A 17,425-nucleotide genomic window follows, 5' to 3' on the forward strand; every position below is an offset into this window, starting at 1 on the left:
GGCGGCACCCCGCCGGCCGGCGGCACTGCCCCTGCCGGTGACGCCACGCCCGACAGCACCGAAGCCGGTCACCAGCGGGCCGGCCGTCCCGTCGACACCCCGGCACTCGACATCCCGACGCTGGACGCCCCGGCTCCCGACATCCAGGCGGCGGTAAGCGCCGCGGCCGCCGCCCGGCAGCCGGCCGCGCCCCCTGCCGGGGAACCGGCCACGTCCCCTACCGGGAAAACCGAGGAGCCGGCCACGCCGCCGGCCCACACCCGGCAGCAGGCTCCCCCCGCACGCTCCGGGCCAGCGAAAACAGCGGCCGAACCGACCGGGACGGCCACCCCGCCGGCCGGCCTCCAGGGTCAGCTTCCCGCCGCGCGTCCCGGACCAGCGAAGACATCCGAACCGGCTGAACCGGCCGGGACGGTCAGTTCAGCGGCAACGCCGGGAACAGCCGCGGCGGCAGCAACCGCCGGAGCGGCTCAGACGCCCGGGTCCGTCCGGACGGCCAGGACGACCACGGCCGCCGAGCCGGGCGAGCCAGGCGGGCCGGGCGTCGCGGGGCCGACGGGCGCCGTGGCGGCCGACCGGCCCAACCGCCGGCGCCTCGGCGTGATCGCCGCGGTCCTCGCGGCGGTGCTGGCGGGTACGGTCATCGTCCTCGCCGCGGCGCTGACATCGGATCCGGACCGGCCAGGGGCGGGCCGGCTGCCGGCCGCGGCCGCGACCGGCCAGGGGGCCTCGGGCGGGACCACCACGGGCCAGGCCACTCCCACGATCACCGGCCCGCCGACCTCCGCCCAGGCGTCACCTGGCGCGAGCATCAAGGCTGCCACGGTCACAGCCGATCCGGGGGTGGCCCCGCTGGACAGCACGCCAGCGCCCCCGCCACCGGGCTGGCGTACCTACTCCGGCCCGTCGGGCTGGTCGATCGCCTATCCGGAGGGCTGGGAGGAACGGCCCGCGCCCGGAAACGAAGGGCGAAACTTCACCAATCCGCAAACCGGCGCCTACCTGCACATCGACATCACCCAGCAGGCCAATCCGTCCGCGCTGGCGGACTGGACGGCGCACGAGGACGGTCTGAGCGCCCAGGTGCCCGACTACCGACGAGTGAAGATCGCACCGAGTGACGGCGGGGACGGGGCAATGCAGGCAGACTGGGAGTTCACGTACACATCAGGCGGAAAGACGGTGCACGTTCTCAATCGAGGATTTGTGCGCAATGGCCATGGCTACGCGTTGTACTGGCGTACCGCGGACTCCCGCTGGGAAATGGACCTTCCGTTGATGTGGCAACTTTTCTCGACGTTCCGGCCCGGCCCCTGACCGTCTTCCGGGCCGATGTCCGACCATGCGCGCCGGGCCAGGCCAGATGAGGGCTGTCTGCACGTCCGGCCGTGCATCTGCAAGACTTGACGGTGATGGCCAGATCGGCACCGCCGCCCGGAGACCCCGCGCGCCACAACACACCCCGATATGTATCTCAGCGTTACCGTCTGGATACTCCAATCGGACGAGGTGGCGCCGGTGTCGTCTGGTGCGGTGAGGACGAGCTTCTCCAACGCCCGGTCGCGGTCAAAGAAATTCTGATTCCGCACACCGGCTCACAGGTCGAGCGCGACGGGCTGCGAGCGAGGGTGCTGCGGGAGGCCCGCGCCCTCGCCCGGCTGAACAGCCCGGCCATAGTCTCCGTCTACGACGTGGTCGAGGAGGCCGAGCGCCACTGGATCGTCATGGAACTGGTGGACGCCGACAGCCTCGGCGAGGTCATCCGTGCCGAGGGGCCGCTGCCGCCCGACCAGGTGGCGGCCATCGGGCTGACACTCACCGAAGCGCTCGCCGCCGCCCACTCGGCGGGCGTGCTGCACCGCGACATCAAGCCCGGCAACGTGCTGCTCGGCCGGGACGGCCACGTCCGGCTGACCGACTTCGGCATCGCGGCCACCGAAGGCGACGCGACTCTCACCGGCACGGGTGCGCTCGTCGGCTCCCCCGCCTACATCGCCCCGGAACGGGTGCGTGGCTCCTCCGGCACCCCCGCGAGTGACCTGTGGGGGCTGGGTGCCACGTTGTACGCGGCGGTGGAGGGGCAGCCACCGTTCGAGGGGCCGGAGACCTACGCCGTTCTGACCGCTGTGGTGGAGGGGCGCCGGCGCCCGTTCCAGCTCGCCGGCCCCCTGCGCGGCCTGCTCGGCGACCTGCTTGACCGGCCGGCCGAGAGCAGGCCGGACGTGGCCGAGGTACGTCGGCGGCTGCGCCCGATCGCGGGCGGGGCCGTGCCCGTGCCGGCTTCGGTCACCGGACCCGACGCGGAACCGGTGACCGAAGCGGTGGCGGACACGGCGAGGAAGTCCGGCCCCGGGCTCGCGGTGGGTGCCGTGGAGCACGCCAGCGGCGATCCGGCATCCGGCGGGGACGCGCGGGCCCGCGGCCCGCGNNNNCGGGCCCGCGGCCCGCGGGTAACTCCTCCCGTCACCGGCGCGCCCACGGCCGACCCGGCGACCGTGGACCGGTCGGTGGGCGGCCCGGCCGAGGATGGCGGCGCGGTGGCCGGCGGCGCGGCCGAGGATCCGACCGAGGCCGGGACGCTGGTCGCCAGGAGGACGGCCGCCGCCGCGACGGTGGGAACGGACGCGCCGAGCACCGGCCGGGCGGTCAGCGCCCCGGCGGCGTCCGCGCGGCGTGACCGTGCTGGCAGTCCTGAGGAGCCGGCGACCGCGGTGGCGGTCCGGACGCGTGCCGGCGGCGCCCCGCTGCTGGACACCTCGGCCGCAACCACCCTGGCCGGCAACCGGTTCACCCCGCCCCCGTTCGACTTCGGCGGGTACGGCGTCGGCAGCCAGGACGACCCCGATGACGGTCTGCTACCGGTTACCAGCAGTGCCGTGGGTAGCCCGCCCGGCAACAGCACAACTCATGATCACCTGGGAAGCGGACGAACGTCAACCGGCTGGTGGCGTGACAGAACTCCCCTGCACCGCGGTGCGCTCGCGGCGGTGGCCGCGTCCGTGGTCATATGTGTGGCGCTCGTGATCGGTACGGTGCTCCGCTCAGGTCCCGAGACCGACGTGCAGTTGCAGCCTGGCGGGGGCACCAGCCCGTCGGCGAGCGGGGTCGCCGGGCAGCGCAGCGTCAACCCCTCCGCGCTCACGTCCAGCCTGAAAGCCCCGGTGGGGGTGGACAGGATCCCCACCTCCCGCCCATCGTCACCGCCCGTAGCAAGCACACCGGCCGAGCCGCCGCCTACCGCGACCGAGCCGCCGCCCGTGACCCCCTCGCCGACGCAGGTGGGCGCGAGCCCGACCACTCCGGCCCCGCCAACGAGCCCGCCCCCCAGGACGCCAACGCAGGAACCATCGACGCCGCCCACCGAGCCCCCGCCCCCTCCGCCGTCCGGCGGAGCACCGCCGCCTGCCGGAGGGGCCTGATGTCACGATGCCGCGCCTCCGGCAGAGGCCCCTGACGGCGAGGCCCCTTACCCTTCAGAGCGCTTCGTCACACAATGAAGACGATCACTATCTGTGACATACCTCACCTAAGTGTCACGGAAGCCGGCATGCCCCGCCAGGAGGCCAGCACTAGCATCGGGTGCACACAAACCGTCGTCCACATCATGATGTCTCCGGGTGCCCTGGTTCCTCGGTGACGCGAGCTGCCTGCCCGTCAGATCACTGCCCGGATCATCGGCTCGAGCGCGGCCCCCTGTGCCACGCTCGTGAACTGGCGGGGCCATGACAGCCGTGTCATCTTTGGCCGGACAAGCCACCATGAGTCATCGGACGGATCATCAGGACCAGCCTGTCGGAAGGCCGGTCCGGAGGAGCTTTCAGTGCCGAAGGCACCAGCGGGCACGCTCTACCGCGGCCGCGAGGGTATGTGGTCCTGGGTTGCTCACAGGATCACGGGCGTACTGATCTTTTTCTTCCTGTTCGCCCACGTCCTGGACACCGCGCTGGTGCGGGTGTCCCCATCGTCCTACGACACCGTGATCGCGACGTACAAGAACCCGGTCGTGAACCTGCTGGAGGTGGGGCTGGTAGCGGCGGTTCTCTTCCACGCGCTCAACGGGATCCGGATCGTGCTGATCGACTTCTGGGCGTCCGGCCCCCGTTTCCAGCGCCAGATGCTGTACACCGAGATCGTACTGTGGGTCATCCTGGTCGTTCCAGGCACCTTCTACATGCTGAAACACACGGTCGAGACCCTGTTCGGGAGCGCGTCCTGATGGCGACAACGATCGACGGCGCGGCCACCCCGGCCATCGAGGCTCCGCGCAGCCCACAACGCCGGCCCGTACGCACCAAGGCGCGGACGAACTTCGAGCTCTACGCGTGGCTGTTCATGCGGGTCTCCGGCATCCTGCTGGTCTTCCTGGTGCTCGGTCACCTGTTCATCATGAACATTCTTGACGGCGGTGTGCAGCGGATCGGCTTCGGTTTCGTCGCGGGCCGCTGGGCCTCGCCGTTCTGGCGGACCTGGGACCTGCTCATGCTCGTCCTCGCCGAGCTGCACGGGACCAACGGCCTACGCACCGTCATCAACGACTATGCCGAGCGGCCACAGACCCGGTTCTGGCTGAAGATGTTGCTGTACGTGTCGGCGTTCCTGGTGATCTCCCTGGGATCACTGGTCATCTTCACGTTCGACCCGAACATCTCCTGATAGCGCCTGGGAAGGCGGAGGTCCAAGCGGTGCAGATTCACAAGTTCGACACGGTCATCGTGGGTGCCGGCGGCGCGGGCATGCGCGCGGCACTCGAATCCGGCAAGCGGTGTCGCACCGCCGTGCTGACCAAGCTGTATCCCACCCGCTCCCACACCGGCGCGGCGCAGGGCGGCATGTGCGCGGCCCTGGCCAACGTCGAGGAGGACAACTGGGAATGGCACACCTTTGACACGATCAAAGGTGGTGACTATCTCGTCGACCAGGACGCCGCCGAGGTCATGTGCAAGGAGGCCATCGACGCGGTCCTCGACCTGGAGAAGATGGGCCTGCCGTTCAACCGGACCCCCGAGGGCCGCATCGACCAGCGTCGTTTCGGCGGCCACACCCGCGACCACGGCAAGGCGCCCGTCCGCCGCTCGTGCTATGCCGCCGACCGCACCGGCCACATGATCCTGCAGACCCTCTACCAGCAGTGCGTCAAGCACGACATCGAGTTCTACAACGAGTTCTACGTGCTGGATCTGCTGCTGAACGGCGGTGTCGCCGCCGGTGTGGTCGCCTACGAGCTGGCCACCGGCGAGGTGCACGTCTTCCAGGCCAAGTCCGTGGTGTTCGCCACCGGCGGTTTCGGCAAGGTCTTCAAGGTCACCTCGAACGCGCACACGCTCACCGGCGACGGCATGGGCATCATCTTCCGGCGCGGGCTGCCCCTGGAGGACCTGGAGTTCTACCAGTTCCACCCGACCGGTATCTGGAAGATGGGCATCCTGCTCACCGAGGGTGCCCGCGGTGAGGGCGGCATCCTGCGCAACAAGGACGGCGAGCGCTTCATGGAGCGCTACGCGCCGACCATCAAGGACCTCGCCCCCCGGGACATGGTGGCCCGGGCCATCTACACCGAGATCCGTGCCGGTCGCGGCTGTGGCGTCGACGGCGACCACGTCTACCTCGACCTGACGCACCTGCCCCCGGAGCAGCTCGACGCGAAGCTCCCGGACATCACCGAGTTCGCCCGTACCTACCTGGGCATCGAGCCCTACACGGACCCGATCCCGATCCAGCCGACCGCCCACTACGCCATGGGCGGCGTCCCGACGAACATCAACGCCGAGGTGCTGCGGAACAACACCGACATCGTCCCGGGGCTCTACGCCGCGGGCGAGGTGGCGTGCGTCTCCGTGCACGGCGCGAACCGGCTCGGCACCAACTCGCTGCTGGACATCAACGTCTTCGGCCGTCGCGCCGGCATCGCCGCGGCGGCGCACGCGAACGAGGTCCCCACCCACGCCGAGCTCCCGGACGATCCCGCCGGCTTCGTCGAAGGCCTGCTCAGCCGGCTGCGCGACGGCAGCGGGACGCAGAACGTGGCAGCGATCCGCCGTGAGCTCCAGGAGACGATGGACGTCAACGCGTCGGTCTACCGGACCGAGGCGACCCTGAAGCAGGCGGTCGGCGACATCGCCGGGCTCAAGGCCCGTTACCAGAACGTCGGCGTCACCGACCGGGGCCGCCGCTACAACACCGAACTGCTGGAGGCGGTCGAGCTGGGCTTCCTGCTCGACCTCGCCGAATGCCTGGTCACCAGTGCCCTGGCCCGCAACGAGTCCCGAGGGGGGCACTCCCGCGAGGACTACCCCAACCGCGACGACGTGAACTTCCTGCGGCACACCATGGCCTACCGCTCCGGGCCGCTGGCCGCCGCCTCACCCGACTCGGAGATCCGGCTGGACTACAAGCCGGTGGCGATGACCCGCTACCAGCCCATGGAACGCAAGTACTGACCGCTACCAACCGCGCGCCGGGTGGCGGGCGGTCCTGGCGGGACCCGGCCCCGGTGCTCGGGACCCCGCCAGGATCTGGCCGGCCACCCGTTCCGCGCGGTGATGCCGCTGCCTCGACGACCGTGGGAAAACGCGGGAGGGTACTCGGGGTGGCAGCCGCGGGAAGACGGCTGAAAAGAGACAGGAAGACGTCGTAAGGGTGCTGGTCAGCACGGCCACCCGTACCCGCACCAGCGTGCCCCGGCACTCCCGGACGGCGGCCACGATCCCGGGCCCGGTATTCCTCCGGGCTCGGGGAGCGAGGCACCGACGGTCGGGAGACCGGCGGCACGGTCTATGATTTGCCGACCCGCCTTGTGGGTCCGATGTGAGAAAGGTCCGGCGTGACTGTCACAGACGATCTATCAACCACTGTACCGGCCGGCGCCAGTCCCAGTACCTCGGATGGGCGGACCATCACGCTGAAGATCAGGCGCTACAACCCCGAGGAGAGCGACAAGGCGTACTGGCAGAGCTTCGCGGTTCCCTTCGTCCCCAGCGACCGACTGCTGGACGCCCTGCACTACGTCAAGTGGAACCTCGACGGCTCGCTGTCCTTCCGGCGCTCGTGCGCGCACGGCGTGTGCGGCTCGGACGCCATGCGGATCAACGGCGCGAACCGGCTCGCCTGCAAGGTGCTGGTCAAGGACCTCGGCTCGGAAATCTCGATCGAGCCCATCAAGGGGCTCCCGGTCGAGAAGGACCTCATCGTCAACATGGAGCCGTTCTTCGACGCGTTCCGTGCGGTCAAGCCCTACCTCATTCCCGAGGGGCACGAGCCGACCAAGGAACGGCTGCAGTCCGCCGCCGACCGGGAACGTTTCGACGACACCACCAAGTGCATCCTGTGCGCGGCCTGCACCACGTCCTGTCCGGTGTTCTGGAACGACGGCGACTACTTCGGGCCGGCCGCCATCGTGGCCGCGCACCGCTTCATCTTCGACAGCCGGGACGCCGCCAGCGACGAACGCCTGGAGATCCTCAACGAGCGCGAAGGCGTCTGGCGCTGCCGGACGACGTTCAACTGCTCGAACGCGTGCCCGCGTGGCATCCAGGTCACCAAGGCCATCGCGGAGGTCAAGCGTGCGCTGATCTTCCGGCGCATATAACGCGGGCGCGGCTGGCGATCCGGTGGTGCGGTGACCACGTATCTTCACCGGGACTCCCGACGCCGCGGTCACAACGATCACATGGCCCGGACCCGGCCGATGGCACTGGCCACCGTGCCGGCCGACGCGTGACACGGCCCGCGTCGGCCGGCACGGACGGCCAGGGAGGACGGACGGTGATGACCATCAGCGGGCCCGGGGCGACACAGTCACGTTTTTTGTACGCTCTCCATTTTTTCAGCTTTTTCCGCTTGTTCGGCCGGCCCAGCTTTTTTGGCTTTTCCCACTCTGGCTTTTCCCGCTCTGGCTTTTCCCGCTCTGACTTCTCCCGCGCCGCGCGGGTCACGGCGTCCGCGCTCGCGCTGCTGGCGCCGGGCCTGCTGCTGGCCGCGGCCGGCTGTTCGTCCGACGACTCCCCCGCACCGCCGCCGGCGATCCCGACGAACGTCGCACCCACCGAAATCAACGGGGTGCCCGCGCCCCTCGCCGGCGCCTACCAGGCGACGATCAACCGAGGGACCGCGCGTATCCGCTTCAGCGACCAGGCGAACTTCGTCTCCTCGTCCGGGCGCAGACAGATCTCCATCACCGGCACCGGCACGGTCGACTTCGTCAACAGCGCCAGTCAGACCGTGCGTGACGTGGCCGGCGGGGGCCGCAGCGAGCTGCTGATCGTCGGCTCTGATCTCTACCAGCGCAGCGTCCCGCCCGCCGACGTGCCGAACCCGCCTCGATGGACCCGTGTCGTCCCCGGCGCCAGCGGCAGCCGCCCGGCGACGCCCGCTCCGACACCGACCACCCAGCCCACGACCGGTGACGCCCTTGCGCTGCGGCTCGGCTTCCTCAGCGGGGCCTCGGCCCCGGCGACCACCGTCGGCCAGGAAACGATCGACGGTGTCACGACCACCCACTACACGCTGTCCGTGAACCTGGACACCGCCGCCACCCGGGGAAACATCAGCGCCACGACGGTCGAGTACTACAAGAACACCCTGGGGACGGCGATCCAGCCAACCGAGGCATGGATCGACGCCGACGGGCTCATCCGCCAGCTCCGCGTCACCGTCGCCACCTCCAGCACCGACGCCGACACCAGCGCTGGACGCAGCGAGATCGTCCGGACGGTGACCTACTCGGACTTCGGCGTGCCCCCTCACATCACCGCGCCATCCCCCGACCAGATCGCGCCAGGCTGACCGCGGCCCCTTCCCTTCCCCACGCGGCACCACGGCACAGCCCGCGCTGATGCCGATCGCTCAGGCGCCCCTTTCCTTCCCCACGCGGCGCCACGCCTGCCTGCTGTCAGGTCTGTCGGCTGTAGGTGAGAACCGCTGCCGTGACGACGTTTTCCACCTACAGCTCCCGCGGCCGTAGGTGGAAAACGCTGCCATTGCCACGATTTTCACCTACGGCTGGGGAGCAGGCCCGGCGTTGTCGGGCTCGGCGATGGGCGCGTTCGGCGGCGCGGACGTGTCCGCCGCGGATCTCGAAGCCGCCGGGCTCGCGGCGGCCGGATCCGGGACCGCCGGGCCTGACGCGTCCGATGCCGGCCGTGGCGTGTCCGGAGGCTCGTGAGCCGTGCCCGCGGCCGGCGGCTCCTCGGAACGCTCGTCCGCGGACGCGGGGCCTGCGACAGAGGCGGGAGGGCCGGAGCCGGCGGTGGAGCTACCAGGAGCAGAGACGCCAGGAACGGAGGTAGCAGGAACAGAGCCGCCGGGAGCGGAGCTGTCAGTAGCGGGGGTGGGGGCGGCCCGGCCGAATCCGGGGCGTACCAGACGGGGTTTGGCGGCGGCCGGCTCGCCGAAGTCCGCCCGGCGGATCCGGCAGTACACGGTCTGTAGATCGCTGCCCGACCGGCCGATGCCGAAGACAGCCGCCGCGGACAGGTAGGCAAGTGCGTCCGCCCGGTCCATCCCCAGCCGGCTGGACAGGAAGAGCACCGCCGACCGGGCGGCCTGACGGGCGGCGTCGGTGAGATCGGCCTGCGCCCCCAGCGGCACCCAGTGGGTGTCGGTTTCGGCAAAGGGCTCGCGCAACGTCCCGAGAGCGGCCCGGGCGGCGGGTTCCTTCAGGACGGTCAGGCGGAACGTCGCCCGCAGCGGCCCCTCCAGGCCACCCGTCGCAACCTTTCCGTCACCTAAAGAATAGTGCGGATCGCCAACGGCGAACAGCGCGCCGGCAACCCGCACTGGAAGAAACAAACGAGAGCCAATAACTAACTCGCCGCAGTCAAGCGCCCCGCCATGTATCCCAACGGAAGTCGAGCGGACCGGGCCAGGGCTGTCGACGGCGACCGACATGATCCCCATGAACGGCGACAGCGGAAAACGCACCTTCCGCCCCTTGGAGACCTCCAGCGCGCCGAAGAGCCTGCCGCGGCGCCGTTCGACAGCGCAGAAGCTGCTTGTCGTCCGGAAGGCCGCCCAGTTCCGGGCGTTCGCGTCCGGGCCGGGCGGGTCGTTCTCGGGGAACTCCCCGGTGAGCAGCCCGGCACCGTGCCGGGTCGACACCACCCCGTACCTGGCCCGCGGATGCAACGAGACGACGTCCACCCGCAGCACGTCGCCGGGCTCGGCACCGCGTACGAACACCGGCCCGGTCACCAGGTGCGGGCTGTCCACCCCGAACCGGTGCGGAATCCCGGAGGAGGCGATCATCCGGGCGTCGTCGAGGACCTCGGACGCCGGAACACCGAAACGGCCGAAGAAGGCGTCCGGGTCACGTCCCTGATCGTCGAGGATTCCCTCCTGGCTGACCGTGTCGATGGTGACCGTGGCCCCCGACTCCACGCTCAGTACGGGTCGGGTGTCGGCGGTCGGCAGCCGCCCCCACAGGATCGTCTCCGGGGTCGACGGCAGGTAGTGCCTGCCGTCCATCTTGCCCTTGCCGGGCTGTAGCGCCACGACGCCGTTACCGTGACATCCGGGACTGCCGCCCGCGGCGCCCGGTGCCAGGACGCCCAGCGTCGGAGCACCCGGCGTCGAGGAGCTTGCCCAGGGACGCGGTCGGGAACACGGCCATTCCGAACATCGCCTGACAGGAGCGGCGTAACCCGCCAGATTCCTGCCCAACGGGCTGGTGACGACACGGCAGACACGGCACGGGCGTCAGAGTCGCAGTGAAATATGACACATATGTTTCCGACACGTTGCGGTCCCCTCATCTGCCCATATGGAACCCGCGCGACAATCTCGGCGCGCGGGCCGGGGGGCATCGCCACACGGGAACTGACGATGTGGGAGAAGCGCACAGATGGAGCCCGTGCGGCAGTGCTCGGATGTCGGTGAGCGGGTCCGGCAGGCCAGGCTCAGGCCAGGCTGGCAGCCGGTCTCACGCAGGCGGAACTGGCATCGAAGATCTCCCTCAAGAGATCCGCTCTCGGACGAGCCGAAGGCGGATCCCGTCACCTCGACGCTCTGGAGCCGTTCCGGCTGTCAGACGCTCTCGGACGGCCTCTCGCCCGCTTCTTGACCTGTCCGCCGGCAGCCGTGGTCTCCCGGCGGACCGCGCTCGTGGACGAACCCGACCGGGCCGCGCGGGAACGCTACCCACCTTGTCGGCCCTTGTCGACGCCGACCTCGAAACCCATCTGCGTGACACGCACCGTTGGGCTCACCCACGGCCGGCTGCGAGAAATTCGGTCTGTATCAGTGGACGCGGGTGAGCAGGAGGGAGCCGGCGGGGTCGACCTGGGCGTGCCAGGTGGGGCGGATCAGGCAGGTCGCCTCGGGGAACTCGACGACGGCCGGTCCCGTCACGGTGTCGCCGGGGCCGAGGGCGGCGCGGGGCACGACGTCCACCTCCCGCCAGGAGCCGTCCAGGTAGATCGGACGACGGGTACGGGCGGCGGTGGGGTCGGCGGCCGGGGCCCGCAGTTCGGGTCGGCGGCCCGGCACCGTGGCCACCAGCCGTACGGCCACCACCTCGACCTCCCGGTCGGGCGCGGTGTGCCCGTAGCGGCGCAGGTGCTCGGCCTCGAAGGCCGCCCGTATCCGCGCGACGGAAAAACCACCGCCAGCACCACCCCCGTCGGCGGTGGCCACCACCGTCAGCTCGTGTGACTGACCCACGTACCGGCAGTCCACCTGGTGTTCGATCACGAGCGCGGGGACGTCCGCGGCGGGGGTGTCCGCGTGGGCGGCCCGGGTCAGCTCGGTGAAGGCGGCGTCCAGGCCGGCCGTTGCCAGCGGGCTGTGCAGCGGACGCAGATAGTCCCGGCGGACGTCGCCGATGGCCAGCCCCAGCGCGGAGAGCACCCCGCAGGCCAGCGGCACCAGCACCCGGCGCATCCCGAGATCCTCGGCCAGCGCGCACGCGTGTGTCCCGCCGGCGCCGCCGAAGGCGACCAGGGTCAGCTCCCGCGGGTCGAGGCCGCGTTCCACCGAGACCACCCGCAGGGCACGGATCATCTCCGCGTCGGCGACCGCCACCACCCCGGCCGCCGTCTCCTCCACCGACAGGCCGTGAGGGCCGGACCCGAGCAGCGCGCCCAGAGCGGCCAGCGCCTTGAAGGCGGCCGCCCTGGACAGGGTGACCTCGCCGCCGAGGCTCGCCCCGTCCGCCAGATAGCCGAGGACCAGGTCCGCGTCGGTCACCGTCGGTTCGACACCGCCGCGGCCGTAGCAGGCCGGGCCCGGATCGGCGCCGGCCGAACGGGGCCCGGCCCGCAGCGCCCCACCGGAGTCGACCCAGGCGACGGATCCACCGCCGGCGCTCACCGAGTGGACGTCCACCGTCGGCAACGTGACCGGTATGCCGGCGAGCACCGCCTCGGCCGTGGTCTGCACCCGACCGCCGATCACCGGGGCGACATCCGTCGACGTCCCGCCCATGTCGAAGGTCAGCAGGTCGGCCAGGCCCGAGCGGGCCGCGACGTAGGCGGCGCCGACCACGCCGCCGGCCGGCCCCGACAGCACGCACGCCGCGGCGTGCTCGGCGGCGATCGCGAGCTCCACCACTCCCCCTGAGGAGCGCATGACCAGCGGGGACGGCAGCCCCGCCGCGGCGCACCGGCGGGCGAGCGCGCCAAGGTAGGTCGACAGCGTCGGCGTCAGATAGGCGTCGGCGACGGTGGTGGCGAACCGCTCGTACTCCCGGAACCGTGGGAGCACCTCGTGGGAGGCCACCACGGTCACGCCGGGCAGCGCGGCCCGCAGCGCGTCGGCGACCTGGCGTTCGTGCTCGGGATGGGCGAAGGAGAACAGCAGGCACACGGCGACGGCCGCCAGCGGCCTGACCACCCCGCCGGCCCTGGCAACAGCCGGCGTCCCGCCGGCCTCGGCAACAGCCGACAGTGCGGTGAGGGCGGCGACGACGTCCCGCAGGCTGTTGGCGTCCAGCGGGACGATCACCCCGTCCGGCCCGGTGCGCTCGACCACGGTGTACCGCAGTTCGCGGGGCACCAGCGGGGGTGGGCGGTCCCGGGTGAGGTCGTAGAGCGCGGGCCGGTTCTGGCGGCCGATCTCGATGATGTCGGCGAACCCGTGCGTGGTCACCAGGGCTGTCCGCGCCCCGCGCCGCTCGAGCAGGGCGTTCGTCGCGACGGTGGTGCCATGGGCGAACCGCTCGACGGCCCCGGCTGCTCCGCCCCGGCCGGAGCCGGGGCCGGCAAGAGGGCCGGCAAGACCGGCTCCGCGGACGGCGTCGAGCACCGCTTCGGACGGGTCGGCGGGCACCGATGGCACCTTCCCGAAGATCATCCGACCGTCGTCGCCGACCGCGACGAGATCGGTGAAGGTCCCACCCACGTCGACACCGAGCCACACCGCCACGTGGCGATCCTGGCATGTCGCGGCGGCCCGCTCCCAGCCGTCCGGGACGGACCGCCTACGGCACCGCCCAGGATGAAGACCGACGGTAACAGTGCTAATGACCATCAGTAATCAACAGGCAGGCCGCAGTCATCAAACCAGCAGGCCACCAGTTACCCAACTCACAAACTACAGCCGCCTACGGCCGCCTGGATCGCTCGTGGCCCGGATCACGGGCCACGACCTTCAGACACATACAGGTGAAGGTGACGAGTAGCCTGATTACACGGCAGCGGAAGGGCCCGCGCCTCGGGCCCCAGCAGAAGGTGGATAGAGGGGAACGCCCCCGTGACAGCACCGACGGTACCCGAGTCCGGCCCCGACTTCGGCCCCAACGAGTGGCTGGTATTCGAGATCTACCAGCAGTACCTCGCCGATCCAGAGAGCGTCTCGCCGCAGTGGCGCGAGTTCCTCTCCGACTACCGGCCAGAGGGTGTCAACGGCCAGCCAGGCGTGGCGGGGCCCATCCCGCCAGCCGTCGCCGACGGTGCGGTACTGGCCGCGGGCGGTGTCCCCGACGCGGCCCCAGCCGGCCAGCCGGCCACCGCGACCCCGGTGGCCCCGGTGGCCCCGGTGGCCCCGGTGGCCCCCGCGGCCGACGCGCCAGCGGCAACAGCCGCACCAGCGGCCGGCCAGAGCGCTCCCGCCGCGGACGGTGGCGTCCCGACGTCACCGTTGCGAGGCGCCGCCGCCCGCGTCGTCGCGAACATGGAGACGTCCCTGCACGTCCCCACGGCGACGTCGGTGCGGGCGGTGCCCGCCAAGCTGCTCGCGGACAACCGGATCGTCATCAACCGGCATCTGGCTCGTTCCCGCGGCGGCAAGGTGTCCTTCACGCACCTGATCGGCTACGCCATGGTCAGGGCGCTGCAGGCCACGCCGGTGATGAACCACTCCTACACCGAGGTCGGTGGCAAGCCCGCCCTGGTCACGCCGGAACACGTCAACCTGGGCATCGCCATCGACCTGGTCAAGGGCTCCTCGCGCCAGCTGGTCGTCGTCGCGATCAAGCAGGCCGAGACGATGGACTTCAGCCAGTTCTGGCTCACCTACGAGGACCTCATCCGGCGCGCCCGGACAAACAAGATCACCGCCGACGACTTCGCCGGCGTGACGATCACGCTGACCAACCCCGGCGGTATCGGTACCGTGCACTCGGTGCCCCGCCTGATGCAGGGCCAGGGAACGATCGTCGGGGTCGGCGCGATGGAGTACCCGGCCGAGTTCCAGGGCGCCTCCCAGGAGACCCTGTCGAGACTGGCCGTCTCAAAGATCATCACCCTGACCAGCACCTACGACCACCGGATCATCCAGGGTGCGCAGTCCGGCGAGTACCTGCGCCGCATCCACCAGCTGCTGCTGGGCGCGGACGACTTCTACGAGGAGGTCTTCCGCTCACTGCGCGTCCCGTACGAGCCGGTGCAGTGGGTCGCCGACATCACCTCGTCCCACGAGGGCGATCTCGACCACGGCACCCGGGTGCTGGAACTGATCCACGCCTACCGGGTCCGCGGCCACCTGATGGCCGACACCAACCCGCTCGAGTTCGCCATCCGCAGCCACCCCGACCTCGACATCATCAGCCACGGGCTGACCCTGTGGGACCTCGACCGCGAGTTCCCCGTCGACGGCTTCGCCGGCCAGCGGACGATGACCCTGCGCGACATCCTGGGCGTCCTGCGGGACTCCTACTGCCGCCGGGTCGGCATCGAGTACATGCACATCCAGGAGCCGGACGAGCGGGTCTGGATCCAGCAGCGGGTCGAACGCTCCGCCGAGCGCCCCGACCCCGCCGAGCAGTTGCACGTCCTCGAACGTCTTGGCGCGGCCGAGGCGTTCGAGTCCTTCCTGCAGACCAAGTACGTCGGGCAGCGGCGTTTCTCCCTCGAAGGCGGGGAGTCGGCGATCCCGCTGCTGGACGAGGTCCTGCAACGGGCCGCCGAGGCCGGCATGGACGAGGTCGCCTTCGGGATGGCCCACCGCGGCCGCCTCAACGTCCTGGCGAACATCATCGGCAAGTCCTACCGGCAGATCTTCGCCGAGTTCGAGGGGTACGTCGACCCGCAGACCGCGCACGGCTCGGGTGACGTCAAGTACCACCTCGGCGCCGAGGGCGCCTACACCACCCTCGACGGCCGCCAGGTGGCGGTCTCCCTGGTGTCCAACCCCTCCCACCTGGAGGCGGTCGACCCGGTGCTCGAAGGTGTCGTCCGCGCCAAACAGGACCTGCTCAACAAGGGCCCGGAGGGCTTCACCGTCCTGCCCGTGCTCATCCACGGGGATGCCGCCTTCGCCGGCCAGGGCGTGGTCGCCGAGACCCTGAACCTCTCCCAGCTGCGCGGCTACCGCACCGGCGGCACCGTGCACGTCGTCATCAACAACCAGGTCGGGTTCACCACCTCGCCGGTCTCCAGCCGGTCGTCGGTGTACGCCACCGACGTCGCCCGGATGGTGCAGGCCCCGATCTTCCACGTCAACGGGGACGACCCCGAGGCGTGTGTGCGCGTCGCGCGGCTGGCCTTCGAGTTCCGGCAGGCGTTCCACAAGGACGTCGTGATCGACATGGTGTGCTACCGGCGGCGTGGCCACAACGAGATGGACGAGCCGTCGTTCACCCAGCCGCTGATGTACGACACCATCGCCACCAAGCGGTCGGTGCGCAAGCTCTACACCGAGGCGTTGATCGGCCGTGGCGACATCACCCCGGCCGAGGCCGAGCAGGCCATGAAGAACTACTCGGCGCAGCTGGAGAAGGCGTTCGCGGAAACCCGCGACACCACCAGCCGGCCGGCCAGCCAGCCCCGGCTGGTGACGACCCCGGCGGAGGCCGCCGCCGCGGCCGCCGTGTCCACCGCCGTGTCACTGGACGTCGTCAAGAAGATCATCGACACCCAGACCACGCTGCCGGATGGCTTCACCGTCCACCCGAGGCTGCGCCCGCAGCTCGAGCGCCGGGCCCAGATGGTCGCCACCGGGGCGATCGACTGGGCGTGCGCCGAGACCATCGCGTTCGGCTCGATCCTGCTGGACGGGCGGCCCATCCGCCTCGCCGGGCAGGACAGCCGGCGCGGCACCTTCGGCCAGCGGCACGCCGTCCTGGTCGACCGGCACACCGGCGAGGAGTACTCGCCGCTGAAGTCGCTGGAGGTCGAGTCGGGCGCCGGCACCTTCTACGTCCACGACTCGCTGCTGTCCGAGTTCGCCGCGATGGGCTTCGAGTACGGCTACTCGGTGGCCCGGCCGGACGCGCTCGTGCTGTGGGAGGCCCAGTTCGGTGACTTCGCCAACGGCGCCCAGTCGATCATCGACGAGTTCATCGCGGCGGGCGAGGCCAAGTGGGGGCAGCGCAGCGCGGTCGGCCTGCTGCTCCCGCACGGCTACGAGGGCCAGGGGCCGGACCACTCCTCGGCGCGCGTCGAACGCTTCCTCAGCCTGTGCGCCGAGAACAACATGCTGGTGTCGGCCCCGTCCAGCCCGGCGAGCTACTTCCACCTGCTGCGCCGGCAGGCGCTCTCGCCCGTGCGCCGCCCGCTGGTCGTCTTCACCCCCAAGTCGATGCTGCGGCTGAAGGCGGCGACGTCGACGGTCGAGGAGCTGACCGGCGGGTCGTGGCTGCCGGTCATCGACGACGCGAGCGTCGATGACCACGCCGGCATCCGCCGGGTGCTGCTGTCCAGTGGGAAGGTCTACTACGACCTGCTGGCCACGCGGACCAAGAAGGAGATCACCGACACCGCGCTCGTCCGGGTCGAACAGCTCTACCCGACCCCGGTCGCGGAGCTGCGCGCGGTGTTGGCGACCTACCCGAACCTCACCGAGGTGACCTGGGTGCAGGAGGAACCCGCCAACCAGGGTGCCTACCCGCACATGGCCATCCATCTGCCGGAGGCGCTGCCCGCCGGCCTGGTGCTGCGCCGGGCCTCCCGTAACGCGTCGGCCGCGCCAGCCTCCGGCTCCTCCTCGCGGCACGAGAAGGAGCAGGCGGAGCTGCTCGGACAGGCGTTCGCCGGTTAGCCTTCCCTCTCATCTC

General features: G+C 70.8%; 9 protein-coding genes and 2 pseudogenes. 9 read left to right on the forward strand and 2 right to left on the reverse strand.

What is annotated here, in order from left to right:
• From FrCorBMG51_RS30970 to FrCorBMG51_RS09290, 7 genes and pseudogenes are all read left to right on the forward strand, one after another.
• Window positions 1-1,317, forward strand: a pseudogene (locus tag FrCorBMG51_RS30970) (hypothetical protein); the annotation flags it as partial.
• 95 nt (window positions 1,318-1,412) lie between these two features.
• Window positions 1,413-3,419: a serine/threonine-protein kinase gene (locus tag FrCorBMG51_RS09265; RefSeq protein ID WP_047222718.1), complete on the forward strand. Its 2,007-nt coding sequence runs from the start codon at window positions 1,413-1,415 to the stop codon at window positions 3,417-3,419.
• A gap of 401 nt (window positions 3,420-3,820) precedes the next feature.
• Entirely contained in the window at window positions 3,821-4,216 is a 396-nt protein-coding gene (gene sdhC, locus FrCorBMG51_RS09270) for a succinate dehydrogenase, cytochrome b556 subunit (RefSeq protein ID WP_013872480.1), read from the forward strand.
• Window positions 4,216-4,653 (forward strand): succinate dehydrogenase hydrophobic membrane anchor subunit, encoded by a 438-nt coding sequence (locus tag FrCorBMG51_RS09275; RefSeq protein WP_047222679.1) that lies wholly within the window; start codon window positions 4,216-4,218, stop codon window positions 4,651-4,653. Before sdhC ends, FrCorBMG51_RS09275 begins: the two co-directional genes overlap by 1 nt.
• Before the next feature lie 29 nt (window positions 4,654-4,682).
• On the forward strand, window positions 4,683-6,437 hold the full coding sequence (sdhA, locus tag FrCorBMG51_RS09280) for a succinate dehydrogenase flavoprotein subunit (RefSeq protein WP_047222680.1): 1,755 nt from the start codon (window positions 4,683-4,685) through the stop codon (window positions 6,435-6,437).
• Between the two features lie 383 nt (window positions 6,438-6,820).
• A complete protein-coding gene (locus FrCorBMG51_RS09285; protein ID WP_013872477.1) occupies window positions 6,821-7,585 on the forward strand; it encodes a succinate dehydrogenase iron-sulfur subunit in 765 nt (254 codons plus the stop codon).
• Window positions 7,586-7,764: 179 nt separating this feature from the next.
• A complete protein-coding gene (locus FrCorBMG51_RS09290) occupies window positions 7,765-8,781 on the forward strand; it encodes an SCO4651 family lipoprotein (protein WP_157180447.1) in 1,017 nt (338 codons plus the stop codon).
• A gap of 210 nt (window positions 8,782-8,991) precedes the next feature.
• Here the strand turns inward: FrCorBMG51_RS09290 and FrCorBMG51_RS09295 are convergent, their stop codons facing one another.
• Entirely contained in the window at window positions 8,992-10,488 is a 1,497-nt protein-coding gene (locus FrCorBMG51_RS09295) for an acetamidase/formamidase family protein (protein WP_235433450.1), read from the reverse strand.
• Window positions 10,489-10,902: 414 nt separating this feature from the next.
• On the opposite strand from FrCorBMG51_RS09295, the pseudogene FrCorBMG51_RS33680 reads away from it, so the two are divergent.
• A pseudogene (locus FrCorBMG51_RS33680) lies at window positions 10,903-11,034 on the forward strand (helix-turn-helix domain-containing protein); the annotation flags it as partial.
• A gap of 198 nt (window positions 11,035-11,232) precedes the next feature.
• Here FrCorBMG51_RS33680 and FrCorBMG51_RS09300 read toward each other — a convergent pair.
• Window positions 11,233-13,356: a hydantoinase/oxoprolinase family protein gene (locus FrCorBMG51_RS09300; protein WP_047222683.1), complete on the reverse strand. Its 2,124-nt coding sequence runs from the start codon at window positions 13,354-13,356 to the stop codon at window positions 11,233-11,235.
• A 327-nt stretch (window positions 13,357-13,683) separates the two neighbouring features.
• Here FrCorBMG51_RS09300 and FrCorBMG51_RS09305 point away from each other — a divergent pair, with 327 nt between their 5' ends.
• Window positions 13,684-17,409: a multifunctional oxoglutarate decarboxylase/oxoglutarate dehydrogenase thiamine pyrophosphate-binding subunit/dihydrolipoyllysine-residue succinyltransferase subunit gene (locus FrCorBMG51_RS09305; protein ID WP_047222684.1), complete on the forward strand. Its 3,726-nt coding sequence runs from the start codon at window positions 13,684-13,686 to the stop codon at window positions 17,407-17,409.
• The last annotated feature ends 16 nt before the right edge of the window (window positions 17,410-17,425 follow it).

It is taken from the genome of Protofrankia coriariae (genome assembly GCF_001017755.1).
GTDB lineage: Bacteria > Actinomycetota > Actinomycetes > Frankiales > Frankiaceae > Protofrankia > Protofrankia coriariae.

What these genes read in the sequence shown, in the direction of transcription:
- FrCorBMG51_RS09275 (WP_047222679.1), top strand. Translation starts at nt 4,216, where the DNA reads ATGGCGACAACGATCGACGGCGCGGCCACCCCGGCCATCGAGGCTCCG.
- FrCorBMG51_RS09290 (WP_157180447.1), top strand. Translation starts at nt 7,765, where the DNA reads ATGACCATCAGCGGGCCCGGGGCGACACAGTCACGTTTTTTGTACGCT.